14 protein-coding genes and 1 pseudogene are annotated in these 15,533 nt (G+C 62.8%); 2 read left to right on the top strand and 13 right to left on the bottom strand.

Going from position 1 to position 15,533, the window contains the following annotated elements:
• Positions 1 to 3: 3 nt before the first annotated feature.
• The 13 genes and pseudogenes from CN673_RS07870 to bcoG all read right to left on the bottom strand — a co-directional run bounded on the left by CN673_RS07870 (position 4) and on the right by bcoG (position 14,056).
• A complete protein-coding gene (locus tag CN673_RS07870; protein WP_198585945.1) occupies positions 4 to 963 on the bottom strand; it encodes an MBL fold metallo-hydrolase in 960 nt (319 codons plus the stop codon).
• Positions 964 to 1,016: 53 nt separating this feature from the next.
• Complete coding sequence (locus tag CN673_RS07875) at positions 1,017 to 2,540, bottom strand: fused MFS/spermidine synthase (RefSeq protein ID WP_099865719.1); 1,524 nt, start codon at positions 2,538 to 2,540, stop codon at positions 1,017 to 1,019.
• A gap of 107 nt (positions 2,541 to 2,647) precedes the next feature.
• Positions 2,648 to 3,046, bottom strand: a complete 399-nt coding sequence (locus tag CN673_RS07880) for a RidA family protein (RefSeq protein ID WP_099865720.1) — start codon at positions 3,044 to 3,046, stop codon at positions 2,648 to 2,650.
• Between the two features lies 1 nt (position 3,047).
• Positions 3,048 to 4,676: an AMP-binding protein gene (locus CN673_RS07885; RefSeq protein WP_099865721.1), complete on the bottom strand. Its 1,629-nt coding sequence runs from the start codon at positions 4,674 to 4,676 to the stop codon at positions 3,048 to 3,050.
• Positions 4,673 to 5,818 carry an acyl-CoA dehydrogenase family protein gene (locus tag CN673_RS07890; protein WP_099865722.1) on the bottom strand — a complete coding sequence of 382 codons (1,146 nt, stop codon included), beginning with the start codon at positions 5,816 to 5,818 and terminating at the stop codon, positions 4,673 to 4,675. Before CN673_RS07890 ends, CN673_RS07885 begins: the two co-directional genes overlap by 4 nt.
• Positions 5,818 to 6,630 (bottom strand): enoyl-CoA hydratase family protein, encoded by an 813-nt coding sequence (locus tag CN673_RS07895; RefSeq protein ID WP_099866096.1) that lies wholly within the window; start codon positions 6,628 to 6,630, stop codon positions 5,818 to 5,820. The genes CN673_RS07890 and CN673_RS07895 overlap by 1 nt, the downstream gene beginning before the upstream one ends.
• Complete coding sequence (locus tag CN673_RS07900; RefSeq protein WP_245409829.1) at positions 6,630 to 7,103, bottom strand: MarR family winged helix-turn-helix transcriptional regulator; 474 nt, start codon at positions 7,101 to 7,103, stop codon at positions 6,630 to 6,632. Before CN673_RS07900 ends, CN673_RS07895 begins: the two co-directional genes overlap by 1 nt.
• Entirely contained in the window at positions 7,100 to 7,864 is a 765-nt protein-coding gene (locus CN673_RS07905; RefSeq protein ID WP_099865723.1) for an SDR family NAD(P)-dependent oxidoreductase, read from the bottom strand. Before CN673_RS07905 ends, CN673_RS07900 begins: the two co-directional genes overlap by 4 nt.
• Positions 7,861 to 10,155 (bottom strand): bifunctional salicylyl-CoA 5-hydroxylase/oxidoreductase, encoded by a 2,295-nt coding sequence (locus CN673_RS07910; protein WP_099865724.1) that lies wholly within the window; start codon positions 10,153 to 10,155, stop codon positions 7,861 to 7,863. The genes CN673_RS07905 and CN673_RS07910 overlap by 4 nt, the downstream gene beginning before the upstream one ends.
• 100 nt (positions 10,156 to 10,255) lie before the next feature.
• Positions 10,256 to 11,110: a pantoate--beta-alanine ligase gene (gene panC, locus CN673_RS07915; RefSeq protein WP_099865725.1), complete on the bottom strand. Its 855-nt coding sequence runs from the start codon at positions 11,108 to 11,110 to the stop codon at positions 10,256 to 10,258.
• 85 nt (positions 11,111 to 11,195) lie between these two features.
• Positions 11,196 to 12,089 (bottom strand): dihydrodipicolinate synthase family protein, encoded by an 894-nt coding sequence (locus CN673_RS07920; protein ID WP_099865726.1) that lies wholly within the window; start codon positions 12,087 to 12,089, stop codon positions 11,196 to 11,198.
• A 61-nt stretch (positions 12,090 to 12,150) separates the two neighbouring features.
• Positions 12,151 to 13,143: pseudogene (locus CN673_RS07925) on the bottom strand (3-hydroxyacyl-CoA dehydrogenase NAD-binding domain-containing protein); the annotation flags it as partial.
• 10 nt (positions 13,144 to 13,153) lie between these two features.
• A complete protein-coding gene (gene bcoG / locus CN673_RS07930; RefSeq protein WP_099865728.1) occupies positions 13,154 to 14,056 on the bottom strand; it encodes a 3-dehydrocarnitine:acetyl-CoA trimethylamine transferase BcoG in 903 nt (300 codons plus the stop codon).
• Positions 14,057 to 14,328: 272 nt separating this feature from the next.
• On the opposite strand from bcoG, the gene CN673_RS07935 reads away from it, so the two are divergent.
• Both CN673_RS07935 and CN673_RS07940 read left to right on the top strand, forming a co-directional pair.
• Positions 14,329 to 14,706 carry an SH3 domain-containing protein gene (locus CN673_RS07935; protein ID WP_114149039.1) on the top strand — a complete coding sequence of 126 codons (378 nt, stop codon included), beginning with the start codon at positions 14,329 to 14,331 and terminating at the stop codon, positions 14,704 to 14,706.
• A 374-nt stretch (positions 14,707 to 15,080) separates the two neighbouring features.
• A complete protein-coding gene (locus tag CN673_RS07940; protein ID WP_099865729.1) occupies positions 15,081 to 15,407 on the top strand; it encodes a helix-turn-helix domain-containing protein in 327 nt (108 codons plus the stop codon).
• Positions 15,408 to 15,533 lie beyond the last annotated feature (126 nt).

Below are 15,533 nucleotides of genomic sequence, written 5' to 3' on the forward strand. Positions count from 1 at the left end.
CGGCTATTCGCCCGCGACGAAGCGGTAGGCTTCACCGTCCCTTTCCACACGCCCATTGCCCGGTTCCGGCATATGGAAGCCGACAATCCGCATATTCTCAGCAGCCAATCGATCCAACAGCATCTTGCGTGTCTCGATCGCACGGTCGGGGTTCTGATCGGTGCCGGAGCGCCAATCGGGACGCTGAAAGGAGACCACGTGATTGTTCAGCGCATCGCCGACGATCATCACCGGCTCGTCGCCGCCATGGATGACGAAGGACGTATGGCCGGGCGTATGCCCGCCGGTGTCCATGGCCTCCACGCCAGACAGGACCTCCGCGCCGGGTTTGAAGAGATTGATCCGATCGGCGAGGACGTCCAGCCGGCTCTGGGCGCCGACGACGAAGCTCTGCGCTGCCTCAGGCGTCTTTTCCAGCGTATCGGGCGCCGTCCAATAGGCATGTTCGGCCTCGGCCATGTGATAGGCCGCATCAGGGAACATCAGCTCATCGAAATCGTCGAGCAGGCCCCAGAGGTGATCGGGATGGGCGTGGGTGAACACGACATCTGTCACCTCATCAATCGAAAAGCCAGCAGCTTCGAAATTCTGCAGGAATTCGCCGGCACTCGGCATGAAGTTCGCGCCGGCGCCCAGATCGAAGACGACGAGCCCGTTCGGCGTGCGCAGTACCGAGACATTGCAATCAGGCTCCAGACCATCGGCGGAAAGGCCGCTTGCCTCGAGCAACGCGATGAGCTCCTGCTGATCGACGTCGGGAAAGGCGAAGTCGAGCGGCAGCATCAGGTTGCCGTCGGAGACGGTGGTCAGTGTGTTCTCGCCGAGTGCCAGGGACATGTCCTGCGCCCGCGCTCGTATTGCTGCGAAGCCCGGTAGTGCGGCCGCGAGCGTGGTCAACGCCGAAAGTTGGACAAAGCGCCGCCGCGTCAGTCTGATCGTCCGGCTGGCCGTTTGGTTGCGCATGCGTGCCTCCCACATAGAATTTATTGAATATTTGCATCGCCGCAGCCATGCGGTCAATCGGGCGGCAGGTCCCAGCCCAAAAGCCGATCGATCGGCGCGAAATCATCGGTCATCACGATCGTGTCGCGTTGGAGCAACGCCTGCATCGATCGCGCCGGCATCCGGCTCATCAACCGGCCGAAGAGCGGATCGACGAAGGTCGGCTTCGGCGTCGGGTTCCCGCCTGCAAAGATCACGAACGTCACGCGATTGCCCGGGATGATCTCGGACTGTTCCGCCCATACCTCGACAACAGGAAACACCGCCTCGATCGTCGCAACCATCGAGGCGAGGGCATCGAGGCGATCGGTATGGTCGATGATGTTCATCATGAAGACGCCGTCATCGGCGAGCTTTGCGCGAACGAGCTCGACATAGTCCCTTGTTATCAAATGCTGTGGGGCGGCGATGTCGGTGAACGCATCGGCGACAATGGCATCGAAGCCGCCCTCTTCCCTGCTCAACGCCAGCCGCGCGTCTTCCTGGCGCACGGTGAAGCGAGCGCTCTCAGCCCAAAACTCGTCATCGGCAACCTCCAAAACCTGCGGATCGATCTCGGACACGACAATGGATGCGGAGTCTTCCTGTCGCTCGGCCCAGGCGCGCGGTAGCGTGAAAGCGCCGCCGCCGACGAAGAACGCCCGGCGTGGGGCGTTGCCAAGATGAACATTCGCCAGATTGTCGATGATGGCGGCATAGGCGTGATAGAGCGCGGTCGGCTCCTCCAGATTGATGCCGTGACCAAGATGATCCAGCACCATGAGGCGTGCCTCCTGTCCGGCCTCGGCGCTGTAGTCCATCGTGCGGATGCAGAAATACTGGCTCTCCACGTCGCATGGACTGCGTCCAATCGTCAGGCCGGCGCCGGCGGTCGCGAGCAGCAGGAAGGCGGCAAGAAGCACGGACGCCAGGCCCATGGCAGGGCGCGACGCGCGCGAAGCAGCGAGATAGAAGGCGAGCGCCAGAGCGATTTCGATCGCTGCCACGGTCAGGAGCGTCGTGCGCGTCCCCCAGAACGGGATGAACAGGAATCCCGCCGCCACGGTGCCGCCAATGGCCCCGAGCGAGCCTGCCGCGAAGAGCGCGCCCAGCCAGGGGCCCGAACGCTCCCCCGTCAATCCGATCAAGAGCTTGGCGAACGGCGCCGACGGCACGCTGACGGCCAGGCTCGGGACGAAAAAGATGATCGTGGCGAGCAGAACAATCGCGGTCAGGGCCGTGCCCGAAGCGCCGATGACGGGCTGGGCGACAGCTGCCAGCAGTTGTGGCGCGAAAGCGGTCGTCATGGCTGCCAGAGCCATGAAATGGCCCGTCAGCCGATAAATTTCCCCGGCGCTCCGATCGGCGTAGTATCCACCGACGGCATGGCCGGCGGAAAAGCCTGCAAGAACCACGGCGATGACGGCCGTCCACGTGTAGATGGACATGCCGAGATACGGCGCGAGCATGCGCCCGCCGACGATCTCGACAACAAGGCCAGCCGCCGAAATGACGAGACTCGCCGCAACGATGAGCGTTGCCGTTTGCTTGCCAGACACAGCTGCCAGTCGCCTCCCCTGCCATCGACAGACCGACTGCTAGCGCCATTCGGCAGGCTTTGCCATTCAAAACATAGGATAAAGCGAATATTAGTCCGTTGTGGCGTTCAAAGGACCGCTGTCGCCTCGATCTCGACGCGGGCGCGATCCTCGACCAGCGCCTTCACCTCGACCATCGTCATTGCCGGAAAATTCCGTCCCATCACGTCGCGGTAAACCCGCCCGAGTTCCTTCAGCGTTTGGAGATAGGCACGCTTGTCGGTGACGAACCAGGTCAGCCGGACAAGATGCTCAGGACCCGCGCCACCCGCCTCGAGAACGGCACGCACGTTCTTGAGCGCCTGCTCGCACTGACCCACGAAGTCGTCGGTCTCGAACACCTGGTCGGCCGTCCAGCCGATCTGGCCGCCGACGAAGATCATGGTTCCCGTCGCCTTGACGCCGTTGGCATAACCCTTGGCCGGCGCCCACCCGTCCGGCTGTATCACTTCATTGGAATGCGTCATCTCATGCCCCTTCGCGCAGCTTGAATCGTTGGATTTTCCCTGTCTGGGTCTTCGGCAGCGCGTCGACGAAATGTATCTGACGGGGGTATTTGTAAGGCGCGATCGTCGCCTTGACGTGATCCTGCAATCTCTTGGCCATCGCATCCGAGGCCAGCGCCGGGTCGTTCAGGACGATGTGCGCGCAGACGATCTGTCCACGTGCCTCGTCGTCAACACCGATGACGGCGCATTCGGCCACGTCGTCATGCGCAAGCAGAGCCGCCTCCACTTCCGGTCCGGCGATGTTGTATCCGGCGGAAATGATCATGTTGTCGGAGCGCGCGGCAAAATGGAATGCGCCGTCCTCGTCCTGAAAGAAACTGTCCCCTGTCAGGTTCCAGCCGTCGCGAACATAGTTGCTTTGCCTTGAATCGGCGAGATAGCGGCAGGCCGTCGGCCCCTTGACGGCAAGCTTGCCCACCGTGCCGCGCGGCACCTCCCGCATGTCGTCATCGACGATGATTGCCCGATACCCATTGACCGGTGTGCCGGTGCAAGCGGGCCTGGCGTCGTCAAACCGGTTGGTGATGAAGATGTGGAGCATTTCCGTCGAGCCGATCCCGTCGAGCATCGGCTTGCCGGTCTTTTTTGCCCAGGCTTCGAAGACCGGGCCGGGCAGCGTCTCGCCGGCCGACACCGCGGCGCGCAGCGAGGAAAGGTCGGCCCCCTCGTCCATCGCCGCCAACATTGCGCGGTAGGCCGTCGGCGCGGTGAAGCAGACCGTCGCGCGGTAGGTCTGGATGATCTCGATCATGTCGGGCGGCGTCGCCTTTTCGAGGAGCGTCGCCGCGGCTCCGAACCGCAAGGGGAAGACCGCCAGCCCACCTAAACCGAAGGTGAAGGCAAGCGGGGGCGAGCCGACGAAGACATCGTCCGGCGTGACGTTCAGGACTTCCCTGGCATAGCCATCGGCAATGACCAGGAGGTCCCGGTGAAAATGCATGGTCGCCTTGGGCTCTCCGGTCGTGCCCGAGGTGAAGCCGAGCAGCGCCACGTCGTCGCGGCCGGTTTTCACGGCATCGAATCGAACCGGCTTGTTGAGCGCGATCCGATCGAGCTCGGCATCGAAATTCGCGGTGCCGTCGAAACCGACGACCTTCTTGAGGAAGCGGCTGTCCTTGGCGCAGGCGACGAGTTCATCCATCAGCCGCGTGTCACACAGCGCCAGCGAAATCTCCGCCTTGTCGACGATCTTGCCCAATTCGACGGCGCGCAGCATCGGCATGGTGTTGACGACAACTGCGCCAGCCTTGGTCGCGGCAAGCCAGCAGGCGACCATCGCCGGATTGTTGGCGGAGCGGATCAGAACGCGGTTGCCCGGCTTGACGCCGTAATCCTCCGTCAGCGCATGCGCCAGACGGTTGGTCCAGTCCGACAGTTCCTTGTAGGTGCGACGGCGGCCATTGCCGATCAACGCCGTATTGTCGCCGTAGCCCTTCTCGACCAGCCTGTCGGTGAGCTCGACGCCCGCATTCAGATAGTCGGGGTAGTCGAACCCGGACAGGTCGATTTCAGGCCATTGGTCGAAGGGCGGCAAGTTGTCCCGCGCGAACGTGTCGACGTGACCCGTCGGTCCCAGCTGCATCGTCATCCTCCCATCACCTGGCGCGCGATCACGACCTTCTGGACGTCAGAGGCGCCCTCATAGATCCTCAGTGCGCGAATTTCGCGGTAAAGGCTTTCCACGATGGAGCCCTTGCGAACGCCGTCACCGCCATGAATCTGCACGGCTTTGTCGATGACCTGTTGTGCGCGGTCGGTGGCATAGAGCTTGGCCATCGCCGCTTCCCTCGTCACGCGCGGGGCGCCCATGTCCTTGGTCCAGGCCGCCCGGTAGACCAGAAGTGCGGCGGCATCGACATCGAGCGCCATGTCGGCGATATGCCCCTGGACCATCTGCAGGTCGCCGAGCGGGGCGCCGAAAAGCTCGCGATTGCGCGCGCGGTGGATCGTCTCGTCAAGCGCCCGGCGGGCAAAGCCCAGCGCCGCGGCGCCGACCGTGGAGCGAAAGACGTCAAGCACCGACATCGCGATCTTGAAGCCCTCGCCCGGCTTGCCGATCATGGCCGACGCCGGCACACGGCAGTCACGGAACGTCAGTCTGGCCAAAGGATGTGGGGCGATGACCTCGAGCCGCTCGGCGATTGCCAGTCCAGGTGTATCGGCCGCCACCAGAAAAACGGAAATGCCACGCGCCCCCGGCGCTTCGCCGGTGCGCGCGAAGACACAATAGAGATCGGCGATCCCGCCATTGGATATCCAGGTCTTCTCACCGGACAGTACATAGCTGTCGCCATCTCGTTCCGCGATCATCTCCATATTGGCGACGTCGGAGCCGGATTTGGGCTCCGACAGTGCGAAGGCAGAGATCGCTTCGCCAGCCCGCGTCCTTCTGAGCCATCCCCTTTGCTCGTCCGTGCCGAACAGCGATATCGCGCCGGTGCCGAGCCCCTGCATGGCGAAGGCGAAATCGGCGAGACCGTCATGGCGCGCCAGGGTCTCGCGGATCAGTGCCAGCGAGCGCACGTCGAGCGGGCCGCCACCGTCCGGTTCGATCGCCGAATGTGAGAGGAAACCGGCCTTGCCCAGCGCCATGACAAGATCCCTGCAGGCGGCGTCGACGTCGCTGTGGTCGACAGGCAGGTGCGTTTTGCACCATTCTTCCAGCTGTCCAGCAAGTGCGCGGTGGCGATCTTCGAAGAAGGGCCATTCCAGGAAGGAGCCGTCAGCCATCAGTTGCCCTCGAAAACCGGCTTCTGCTTCGCCACGAATGCGTGGTAGGCGCGATGGAAATCCTGGGTCTGCATGCATATTGCCTGTGCCTGCGCCTCAGCCTCGATCGCCTGTTCCAGACCCATCGACCATTCATGGTTGAGCTGGGTCTTGGTGATCGAATGGGCGAAGTTCGGACCGGCAGCGATGCGGCTGGCGATCTCCATGGCGTCCGTCTCAAGATCGTCGGCGTCCACAAGCCGATTGTAGTAACCCCAGCGCTCGCCTTCCTCGGCGCTCATCGAGCGGCCGGTATAGAGGAGTTCTGCGGCCCTTCCCTGCCCGATCAATCGAGGCAGCATGGCGCAGGCGCCCATGTCGCAACCGGCAAGACCCACCTTTGTGAACAGAAACGCTGTCTTCGCGGCAGGCGTGGCAATCCGGATGTCGGATGCCATGGTGATGATCGCGCCGGCACCGACGGCGACACCATCGACAGCCGAAATGATCGGCTTGCCGCAATTGAGCATGGCCTTGACGAGGTCGCCGGTCATACGCGTGAAGGACAAGAGGGCCTTCATGTCCATCCCCGTCAGCGGGCCAATGATGTCGTGCACATCGCCACCGGAGCAGAAATTGCCGCCATTGGGGAGAAAAACCACCGCGTCGATATCGTCGGCATAATGGAGATCGCGAAAGGTGTCGCGAAGTTCGGCGTAGCTTTCGAAGGTCAGCGGATTCTTGCGGTCGGGACGGCTTAATCGAATGCGTGCGATCGATCCGTCGGTTTCCCATTCGAAATGTGTCGGCTTCAGACCCTTCATTGACGTCATCATTCGCGTTCCCGTTTCCTGTCGATCAATCCCAGCAGCGAAAGCAATTCGTCAGCGGTGCCGTCATCGACATCCTGCAACAATTCGCTGACCCAACCGCGGTGAACGGTCGCCATTGCCGCGAAGTCCGCCCGGCCCTTGTTGGTCAAGCGCACCAGCATGGCGCGGCGATCGCCCTTGACCGAAACGCGCACCACAAGGCCATCGGTGACGAGACGCTCGACGATGCCGGTGACGTTGCCATTCGAGACCATCAGTTCGGCCGACAGCTCGCTCATCTTCATGCCCTTCTCGGCCCGATAGAGCGCCGCGAGCACATCGAAACGCGGCAGCGTGGTGCCGAACTCCAGACGAAGGCGCTCACGCAACTCCGCCTCGATGCCGCGCTGCGTCTTCAGTAGCTTGAGCCAGACACGCAGGCGCTGCCGCGCGATGTCGGGACGCGCCAGATCCATTGGCTCGATGTCGCTCATGTCTCCCCCCCGGAGATGGAGATTGCCTGTCCGGTGACGGATGCCGCACCTGTCCCGCAAAGCCAGAGCACCGTGTCGGCGATCTCGGAAGGCTGGATCAAACGTCCTTGGGGATTGTTGGCCGTCAAGGCGGCCTCGGCCTCCGGGCGGCTCTTTCCGGTCTTTTCGATGATGTTGTCGATCGAGCGCTCGAGCAGAGGCGTTTCGGTGAAGCCGGGGCAGATCGCGTTCACGGTGATCCCGGTCCTGGCCGTTTCCAGCGCCAGCGCCCGCACGAGGCCGACGACCCCGTGCTTGGCAGCGCAATAATGGGCCACATAGGGATAGCCCTTCAGGCCGGCGGTGGAGGCTATGGCGATCAGGCGTCCATGTACTGCCGCGCGCATTGAAGGCAGCGCCACCCTGAACGTGCCGAAGACACCGGTCAGATTGACCGCAAGCATCGCCTGCCAGTCCGCCATTTCCATGCGGTGCAAGGGTGTGCTTTGCGCGGCACCCGCATTGGCAACGACGATGGAGGGCGCGCCGCGCGCCGCCGTCGCCTCGGCAAAGGCGCCTGCCAACGCACTTTCGTCGGTGACATCGGCTACGACCGGATGGATGCGATCGCTCGATCGCGCAACATCTTGCAACGCGTCGATGCGCCGACCCAGGATAGTGACACTCGCGCCCGCGTCAGCGAGGGTCCGCGCGATCACAGCGCCGACACCGGAACCACCGCCCGTGATCAGGGCGTGACGATCTGCAAGCCGATCCGTCACACCGCACCACCTGTCTGGTCGGCCCGTTCGGCCAGACGATTGAGCTGGTCGCGTCCGGGCCAGTAAGGTGCGGGCCAAGCCTCTGCGCGGTCGCCGAGCTGCGCCGCCGCATGCAGCGTCCAGTAGGGATCGGCGAGATGGGGTCGGGCGAGACAGACCAGGTCAGCGCGTCCGGCCATCAGGATCGAGTTGACATGATCCGGCTCGTAGATGTTGCCGACGGCCATGGTCGCCATGCCCGTTTCGTTGCGGATGCGGTCGGAAAAGGGCGTCTGGAACATGCGGCCGTAAACAGGCTTCGCCCGCTTCGATGTCTGGCCGGCGGAGACATCGCAGATGTCGACCCCCGCCGCCTGCAGCATGCGCGCGATTTCCACCGCTTCGGCCGGCCCAACACCCTCGCCTTCGACCCAGTCATTGGCGGATATGCGCACGGAGATCGGCTTGCCTTCCGGCCAGACCTGGCGGACGGCGTGAAAGATCTCCAGCGGATATCGCATGCGATTTTCCAGGCTGCCGCCGTATTCGTCGGTGCGCCGGTTGGTCAGCGGCGTAATGAAGGCCGAGAGCAGATAGCCATGCGCCATATGGATTTCGAGCATGTCGAAACCGCAGCGACGGGCCATTTCAGCGGCCGCGACGAACTGGTCGCGGACAAGGTCCATGTCGTCGCGGTCCATCTCCTTCGGCGCAGAATTGCGATCCGACCACGGCACCACGGAGGGGGCGAGCAGTTGCCAGTTGCCCGTCTTCAAGGGGGCATCCATCTCCTGCCAACCGAGCTGGGTCGAACCCTTGGCGCCTGAATGGCCAATCTGGGCACAGATCTTCGCATCGGTTTCGGTGTGAACGAAATCGACGATCCGCTTCCAGGCTGCCTCGTGCGCAGGGTCGTAGAAGCCTGGGCAGCCCGGCGTGATGCGGCCCTCGGGGGAAACGCAGGTCATTTCGGTATAGACGAGACCGGCGCCGCCCTTGGCGCGTTCGCCATAGTGGACCAGGTGCCAATCGGTCGGACAGCCGTCGACCGCCTTGTACTGCGCCATCGGCGAGACCACGATGCGGTTCTTCAGCTCCAGATCGCGCAATCGGAATGGCGTAAACATGGGACGGCGCACCGGCTCATTGCCGTTGAGACCGGCCTGGCTGCGGAACCAGCCCTCGGCGCTTTCCAACCATTCGGCATCGCGCAGCCGCAGGTTCTCGTGACTGATCCGCTGCGAACGGGTGAGCAGCGAATAGTTGAACTGGACCGGATCGAGGTCGAGATAGCGCTCGACGTCCTCGAACCAGGCCAGCGAATTCTTCGCCGCCGACTGGAGTCGCAGCACTTCGAGGCGCCGCGCGTCTTCATATTTGGTGAAGGCGGCCTCCAGCGTTGGTTCGGAATGAACGTAATCGGCCATGGCGATCGCACTTTCGAGCGCCAGCTTGGTGCCCGAACCGATGGAGAAATGTGCCGAAGCGGCCGCATCTCCCATCAAGGCAAGGTTTTCGTGAGACCAGCGCTCGCAAAGCACGCGCGGAAAATTGATCCAGGCCGAACCGCGGATATGGTTGGCATTGGTCATCAGCGAATGACCGTCGAGATGGTCCTTGAATATCTCCTCGCAGACCGCGATCGACTCCTGCTGGCTCATCGCACCAAAGCCGAAATTGTCCCAGGTCTCTTGCGAGCATTCGACGATGAAGGTCGCGGTGTCGGGATCGAACTGGTAGGCATGAGCCCAGACCCAGCCGTGCTTCGTCTTCTCGAATATGAAGGTGAAGGCGTCGTCGAATTTCTGATGGGTGCCGAGCCATACGAACTTGCATTCGCGCACGTCGATATCGGGCTTGAAGACCTCTTCGAACGTCTTGCGCGCCTTGGAGTTCAGGCCATCGGCCGCGATCACCAGATCGTACGCGTCCATATAGGACGTCACGTCTTCGATCTCGGTCTGGAATCTGAGATCGACCCCGAGTTCGCGGGCGCGCTCCTGGAGCAGCATCAGCAGTTTCTGGCGGCCGATGCCGCAAAATCCATGTCCGGTCGAGACTGTTCGCGTTCCCTTGTGGAAGACGGCGATGTCGTCCCAGTATGCAAAGTGGCCGCGGATCGCTTCGGCACTTTTCGCGTCGTTCGTCATCAGGTTGTCGAGTGTCTCATCCGACAGCACAACGCCCCAGCCGAATGTGTCGTCGGCCTTGTTCCGCTCGAAGACGACGACCTCGTGAGACGGGTCGCGCAATTTCATCGAGATCGCGAAATAAAGCCCTGCGGGTCCTCCGCCCAGACATGCAACACGCATCGCGCTCGCTCCCTTTTGTCATCTCGACAATGGCAGAGCGGCAAAACAGTTTCAAGTATGAAATTTTAAGTTTGAATTTCTTCCGTGCGCTTCGATTTTCTCAGCCGGAATGGTTCACGGCGACATTGTCGATCAGGCGGATATCGGCAAACCAGGCTGCTACGAGAAGCCGCGCCGGGCGGTCTGCTTCCGGCAGCGGAGCAAGATCATGTGCAGCGCGCAGTTCGAGATATTCGAGCCGACATCCGGGAAGCGCTGCGATAGCGACCCGTGCCTCGTCCAGCGCCTTGGCGACCGGCACGCCTGCCTCGATATCGGTCTGCGCGGCGATCAGAGCCGCCGACAGACCGGCAGCAGCGCCGCGCGTATCATCAGGCAGACGCCGGTTGCGCGACGAAAGCGCCAGCCCGTCGCTTTCGCGCACTGTGGGACAACCAACCACCTCGATCGGGATATCCAGATCGCATGCCATGCGGCGCACCACGAGCAGTTGCTGATAATCCTTCTCGCCAAAGAAGGCGTAGTCCGCCGCGGTCTGAAGGAACAGCTTTGCCACAACCGTCGCGACACCGTCGAAGTGGCCAGGGCGGAACGCGCCGCACAGACCTTCGCTAACGCCCGTCACCGAAACGCTGGTCGCAAAACCGGGCGGATAGACCTCCTCGCCGTCCGGAACATACAGCAGATGCGCGCCGAGCGGCGCCAGCTTCTCCGCGTCCTCGTGTTCCGTTCGCGGATAGGCGGCGAGATCGGCAGCGCTGTTGAACTGTCTGGGATTGACAAAGAGAGTAACGATCACCCGGTCGGCGCGCGCGAGCGCTGCGCGCACGAGACTGAGGTGACCCTCATGCAGCGCGCCCATCGTCGGCACCACGGCTATCTTGAGCCCGTCGCACTTCCAGCCTCGAACCCGATCGCGTAGTTCCTCGCGCGTTCGGCAGATTGCGATCCCCATCGGGCCCTCCCTTTCTTGCAACGCAGCGCTTTTTGCACGGGTGGGCGCGAATGGAAATGGCGGGCCTGAGAGCGTCAGCTAGCCGCTAGAGTTCCGGCAACGCCGGACGCGTCTCCATGGCGGCGGTGATAATGCGGTCGACCGCTTCGGAAAGCGGGCCGGAAAGCGGCTGACGCGGGGCGCGGACGCGATCGTTTGAACCGATCGCATGCACTTCGGCCCGCTTGATGTTCTGGACCAGATAGGAAGAGACGTCGAGATCGAGCAGCGGGCGGAACCAGCGATAAATTTCAAGCGCCTCCCTGGTACGGCCGGCCTGAACGAGTTTGTAGATCGCCACCGTTTCCTTCGGGAATGCACAGACAAGGCCCGCCACCCAGCCGACCGCACCGACCGACAGCGCCTCGAAGGCAAGGTTGTCGACGCCGGTCAGGATCTTGTAGCGGTCTCCAAGCCGGTTGATGATCTCGGTAGTGCGACGAATGTCGTCCGACGATTCCTTGATCGCGACGAACCGCGCATCGCTGGCCAACTCCTCCATCAGGTCAGGCGTGATATCGACCTTGTAGGCGACGCGGTTGGAATAGATCATCACGGGCAGATCGGCCGCCTCCGTCACCGCACGGAGCGTTGCCAGGGTTTCGGCCCTGTTGGTCTCGTAGACGAGGCTCGGGACCACCATCAGCCCATCGGCGCCGGCCTTCGCTGCCGCCTTGGCGAGCGCGACGGAATCGCGTGTGGCCGCTGCGGCGACCGTCATCAGGACCGGCTTCCCGCCGGCTGCGTCCCGCGCAGTCTTCAAAAGGTCCAGCTTCTCCTCCAGCGACAGCATCGGACCTTCGCCCAGCGATCCTGCGACGATGAGGCCGTCGCAGCCTGCATCCATCTGCAGCCCGTAGCAGCGGGCGTTCTCCGCATGGTCGAGCGTGTCGTCCGCCTTGAACTTGGTCGTGACGGCGGGGAGGATTCCGGTCCACATCGATCGTCTGTCCTTCTTGATGCTGAGATCTTTCAGGCGACTATGGCACATCCTTTCGTCCGGCGCGAAGGCCGGCCTCGTATGCCTGCAAGAGCGCACCTGCGCCCCACCCAGCGCCGTCCTCGGCGCCCTTCAGCGCGTTGAGGATCGCGGTCAGATTGTCGTCGCGTATCGCTTCCAGTTGGCGCACCGAACGGCCCCTGGCCTGCGCGTCGGACTGCTCGGCGATGCGGCCGACAAGCGCCTCATCAAGATCAGGAACATCGGTCAGATGCGTCCACGGCCATTTCAGCGCGGGGCCGAACTGGGCAAGGAAATGGGCCATACCGGCCCTTCCGCCCGCGATACGGTAGGTCTCGAAGATGCCCATCTGCGCAAAGCGCAGACCGAAACTGTAGCGGATGACATCGTCTAGCGTCTCGGTGTCACAAACCCCATCCTTGATCAACCACAGGGCCTCGCGCCAGAGCGCCTCCAAAAGCCGGTCGCCGATGAACGCATCGATCTCGCGCCGAACGAGGAGGCCCTTCATGCCGATGGCCGCAAGCGCGGTCCTGGCCTTTTCGATCGCCTCGGGGGCTGTCTTTTCGCCGGCCACCAACTCAACGCCGGGCAGCAGATAGACCGGGTTGTAGGGGTGGGCGACGAAGAAACCAGACGCCGCCTGCCCGCTGCCGAACGCTTCGGCAAGCACGCTCGGGCGAAAGCCGGAGGTCGACGAGCCGATCAGCGTGTCCGGCCCCGCCGCCCTGCCGATCGAGCCTAGGACCTCGTGCTTCAAATCGAGGCGCTCCGGCACGCTCTCCTGTACCCAGTCGGCACCGGCAACGGCCTCTTCCAGGCTTGCGCAAAAGGTGACGCTGCCTTTTTCCGGCAGCGGTGCATCGGTGAGCCGGCGATAGGCCCGTTCGGCGTTCGCGAGGATTTCTCCGACCACGTTCTCGGCATCAGACGCCGGATCGAAGACGGCAACGTCGATGCCATTCAGCGCGAAGCGGGCGACCCAGCCACCGCCGATCACACCACCCCCAATGGCTGCGGCCTTGTCGATCATCGTTCGTCTCCTATTGCTTTTTCAGCGCGAGGCGCCGGCGCACAGCATCCGGGCCGACGACGCTTGCGCCCATGCCCTCCACCACCTTCACCGCCTCTTCGACGAGGTCGGTATTGGTCGCCAACACACCTTTCCTGAGATAGAGATTGTCTTCCAATCCAACGCGCACATTGCCCCCGGCCAGGACAGCTGCCGCGGGATAGGCGCGCGCGTTGCGGCCGATGGAGAAGGCCGAGAAAGTCCAGCCGTCCGGCACGTTCGCCACCATGGCGAGAAAGGTCGTCAGATCGTCGGGCGCACCCCAGGGAATGCCCATGCACAGTTGCAGCAGCACCGGCGCCTCGATCAATCCTTCTTCGACGAGGCTCTTCGCAAGCCACAAATGTCCTGTGTCGAAAGCCTCGATCTCGGGACGTACGCCCAGATCGCGCATGCCGACGGCCATGGCGCGCAGCATGGCCGGCGTGTTGGTCATTACATAGTCGCCGGCCGAAAAATTCATTGTGCCGCAATCAAGCGTTGCGATCTCGGGGCGGCATTCGGCGATGTGTAAAAGCCTCTCGGCGGCGCCAGCCATGTCCGTGCCCGCGTCGTCGAGCGGCAGCGGATGCTCAGTCCCGCCAAGCACAAGGTCGCCGCCCATACCGGCTGTGAGGTTGAGCACAACATCGGTCTCGGCGTCACGGATGCGCTGCGTCACCTCGCGAAAGAGTGCCGGATCGCGCGACGGCGCGCCGGTCTCGGGATCGCGAACATGGCAGTGGACAACCGCCGCACCGGCCTTGGCCGCATCGATGGCCGCCTCGGCGATCGCCTTCGGCGTCACCGGCACATGCGGCGACTTGCCGGCCGTGTCTGCCGAACCGGTGACGGCGCATGTGATGAAAACCTCGCGGTTGATGGCTAGCGGCATGACAGGCTCCCTGATCGGTCTCGCGCGGTCGAGCCATAAAGGCAAAAGCGGCCCGGCGAAAGGCGGACGGTCAAAGCCAGCCTGGTCGGTCCTTGCGCCCCCGTCAGGTTTGCCGCAACTGCAACGCGCAATGGACCTGAAATGTCGCTTTCGCTGCCATTTTCGACCTGGATTGCGTTGTCGCATCCTTGGCGGCAGGGCATCCTTTTGCGGGGCGAAAGCCGCCTCGCGTCCAGGAACGGCGCAGTTGGCCGGCAAGGGGAGGCAAGACCATGCAGCGCACGAATGGTCCGTTGGGCGCACTTCTATTCATCGCCCTTGGGGCAGGTGCAAGCGCCAACGATCTGCATGTACCAATCATCGAACATGCCTCGGACGGCCAAATGGCCTCCTGCTCGTCCAGCATGGTCAGCGGGCTCGACCCGAACGGCGACGGCTTCCTTGCCGTGCGCGCCGGCCCCGGCAGCCATTACCCGAAGCTCGGTGAGCTCTACAATGGCGAAATTGTTCTCGTCTACGATCAGAAAGGCGAATGGGCCGGCGTCGTCTACCGTGGCAGCTTCGGCTGCGACTCGATCGTCACCCGCGAGGTAACGCATCCCAACCGGGGCTGGGTGCACACGAACTGGCTGCGGCACCATGCCGGCTGAGGCCGCCCAACAGCGAACTGGCCGCACGAATCCGCTCGACGGTTTAGCAACATTTATACATTGCTGGCTTTATCGTATCGTCACATGTGGGGACCAAACCAAGCCGTCGAGCTAGGGCGCCGGACAACGTCGACGCCTCCCGAAATTCCACGGTTGTATATCGGATTTGGCATGGCGATCGTTGTTCGTCGCTTCAATTATTCCACATCACTGAATGAATAACCAATTGCGGCAGAATCAGACATTATTGCTGCACCGCAGTATTTCTTTCCAATAGAGACGGTTTGACGGTTGCCCCTGGGACGCTTCCCGTCTAAGCAGTATAGTGACCTGAATAGCCGTGTGGCTGCTGGTCTTGGGCAGGGAGCGGACAGATGTATGGTCATCCACAACACGGCATGGACACCGACGAGGTGACACGCCTTCGCCATCTGGGCGGGCGCTGGCTGCGGATACTGCGCGAGAACGCCAACCTGTCGCAGCGGGGATTGGCCGACCAGGTGGGGATCGAATATTATTCCTTCATCTCTCAGATCGAAACCGGGCGTGGCCGCATTCCACCGGAGCGCTACGTCGCCTTTGCCAAGGCCTTCAAGATCGACCCGCAGATTTTCGTCCGCGAGTTGATGCGCTACTACGACCCGCTGACACACGAACTGCTGTTCGGCGAAGAGGACGGGCAGGACAAGACGCAACGCTAGCACCTTATGGTGTAGATCCCCCCGCCGCGCCATTTTCGAGAGGCATTCCAGTTCCAGAACCCCGGCTCCCCGAAAGGCGGAGGCACCGGCGGGTTCTGCTGCACGGTCGCGGAGACTAGAGTGGAA

It is taken from the genome of Neopararhizobium haloflavum, from assembly GCF_002750855.1.
GTDB classification, from domain to species: domain Bacteria; phylum Pseudomonadota; class Alphaproteobacteria; order Rhizobiales; family Rhizobiaceae; genus Georhizobium; species Georhizobium haloflavum.

What these genes read in the sequence shown, in the direction of transcription:
- CN673_RS07870 (WP_198585945.1), bottom strand. Translation starts at nt 963, where the DNA reads ATGCGCAACCAAACGGCCAGCCGGACGATCAGACTGACGCGGCGGCGC.
- CN673_RS07880 (WP_099865720.1), bottom strand. Translation starts at nt 3,046, where the DNA reads ATGACGCATTCCAATGAAGTGATACAGCCGGACGGGTGGGCGCCGGCC.
- CN673_RS07885 (WP_099865721.1), bottom strand. Translation starts at nt 4,676, where the DNA reads ATGACGATGCAGCTGGGACCGACGGGTCACGTCGACACGTTCGCGCGG.
- CN673_RS07890 (WP_099865722.1), bottom strand. Translation starts at nt 5,818, where the DNA reads ATGGCTGACGGCTCCTTCCTGGAATGGCCCTTCTTCGAAGATCGCCAC.
- CN673_RS07895 (WP_099866096.1), bottom strand. Translation starts at nt 6,630, where the DNA reads ATGACGTCAATGAAGGGTCTGAAGCCGACACATTTCGAATGGGAAACC.
- CN673_RS07900 (WP_245409829.1), bottom strand. Translation starts at nt 7,103, where the DNA reads ATGAGCGACATCGAGCCAATGGATCTGGCGCGTCCCGACATCGCGCGG.
- CN673_RS07910 (WP_099865724.1), bottom strand. Translation starts at nt 10,155, where the DNA reads ATGCGTGTTGCATGTCTGGGCGGAGGACCCGCAGGGCTTTATTTCGCG.
- panC (WP_099865725.1), bottom strand. Translation starts at nt 11,110, where the DNA reads ATGGGGATCGCAATCTGCCGAACGCGCGAGGAACTACGCGATCGGGTT.
- CN673_RS07920 (WP_099865726.1), bottom strand. Translation starts at nt 12,089, where the DNA reads ATGTGGACCGGAATCCTCCCCGCCGTCACGACCAAGTTCAAGGCGGAC.
- bcoG (WP_099865728.1), bottom strand. Translation starts at nt 14,056, where the DNA reads ATGCCGCTAGCCATCAACCGCGAGGTTTTCATCACATGCGCCGTCACC.
- CN673_RS07935 (WP_114149039.1), top strand. Translation starts at nt 14,329, where the DNA reads ATGCAGCGCACGAATGGTCCGTTGGGCGCACTTCTATTCATCGCCCTT.
- CN673_RS07940 (WP_099865729.1), top strand. Translation starts at nt 15,081, where the DNA reads ATGTATGGTCATCCACAACACGGCATGGACACCGACGAGGTGACACGC.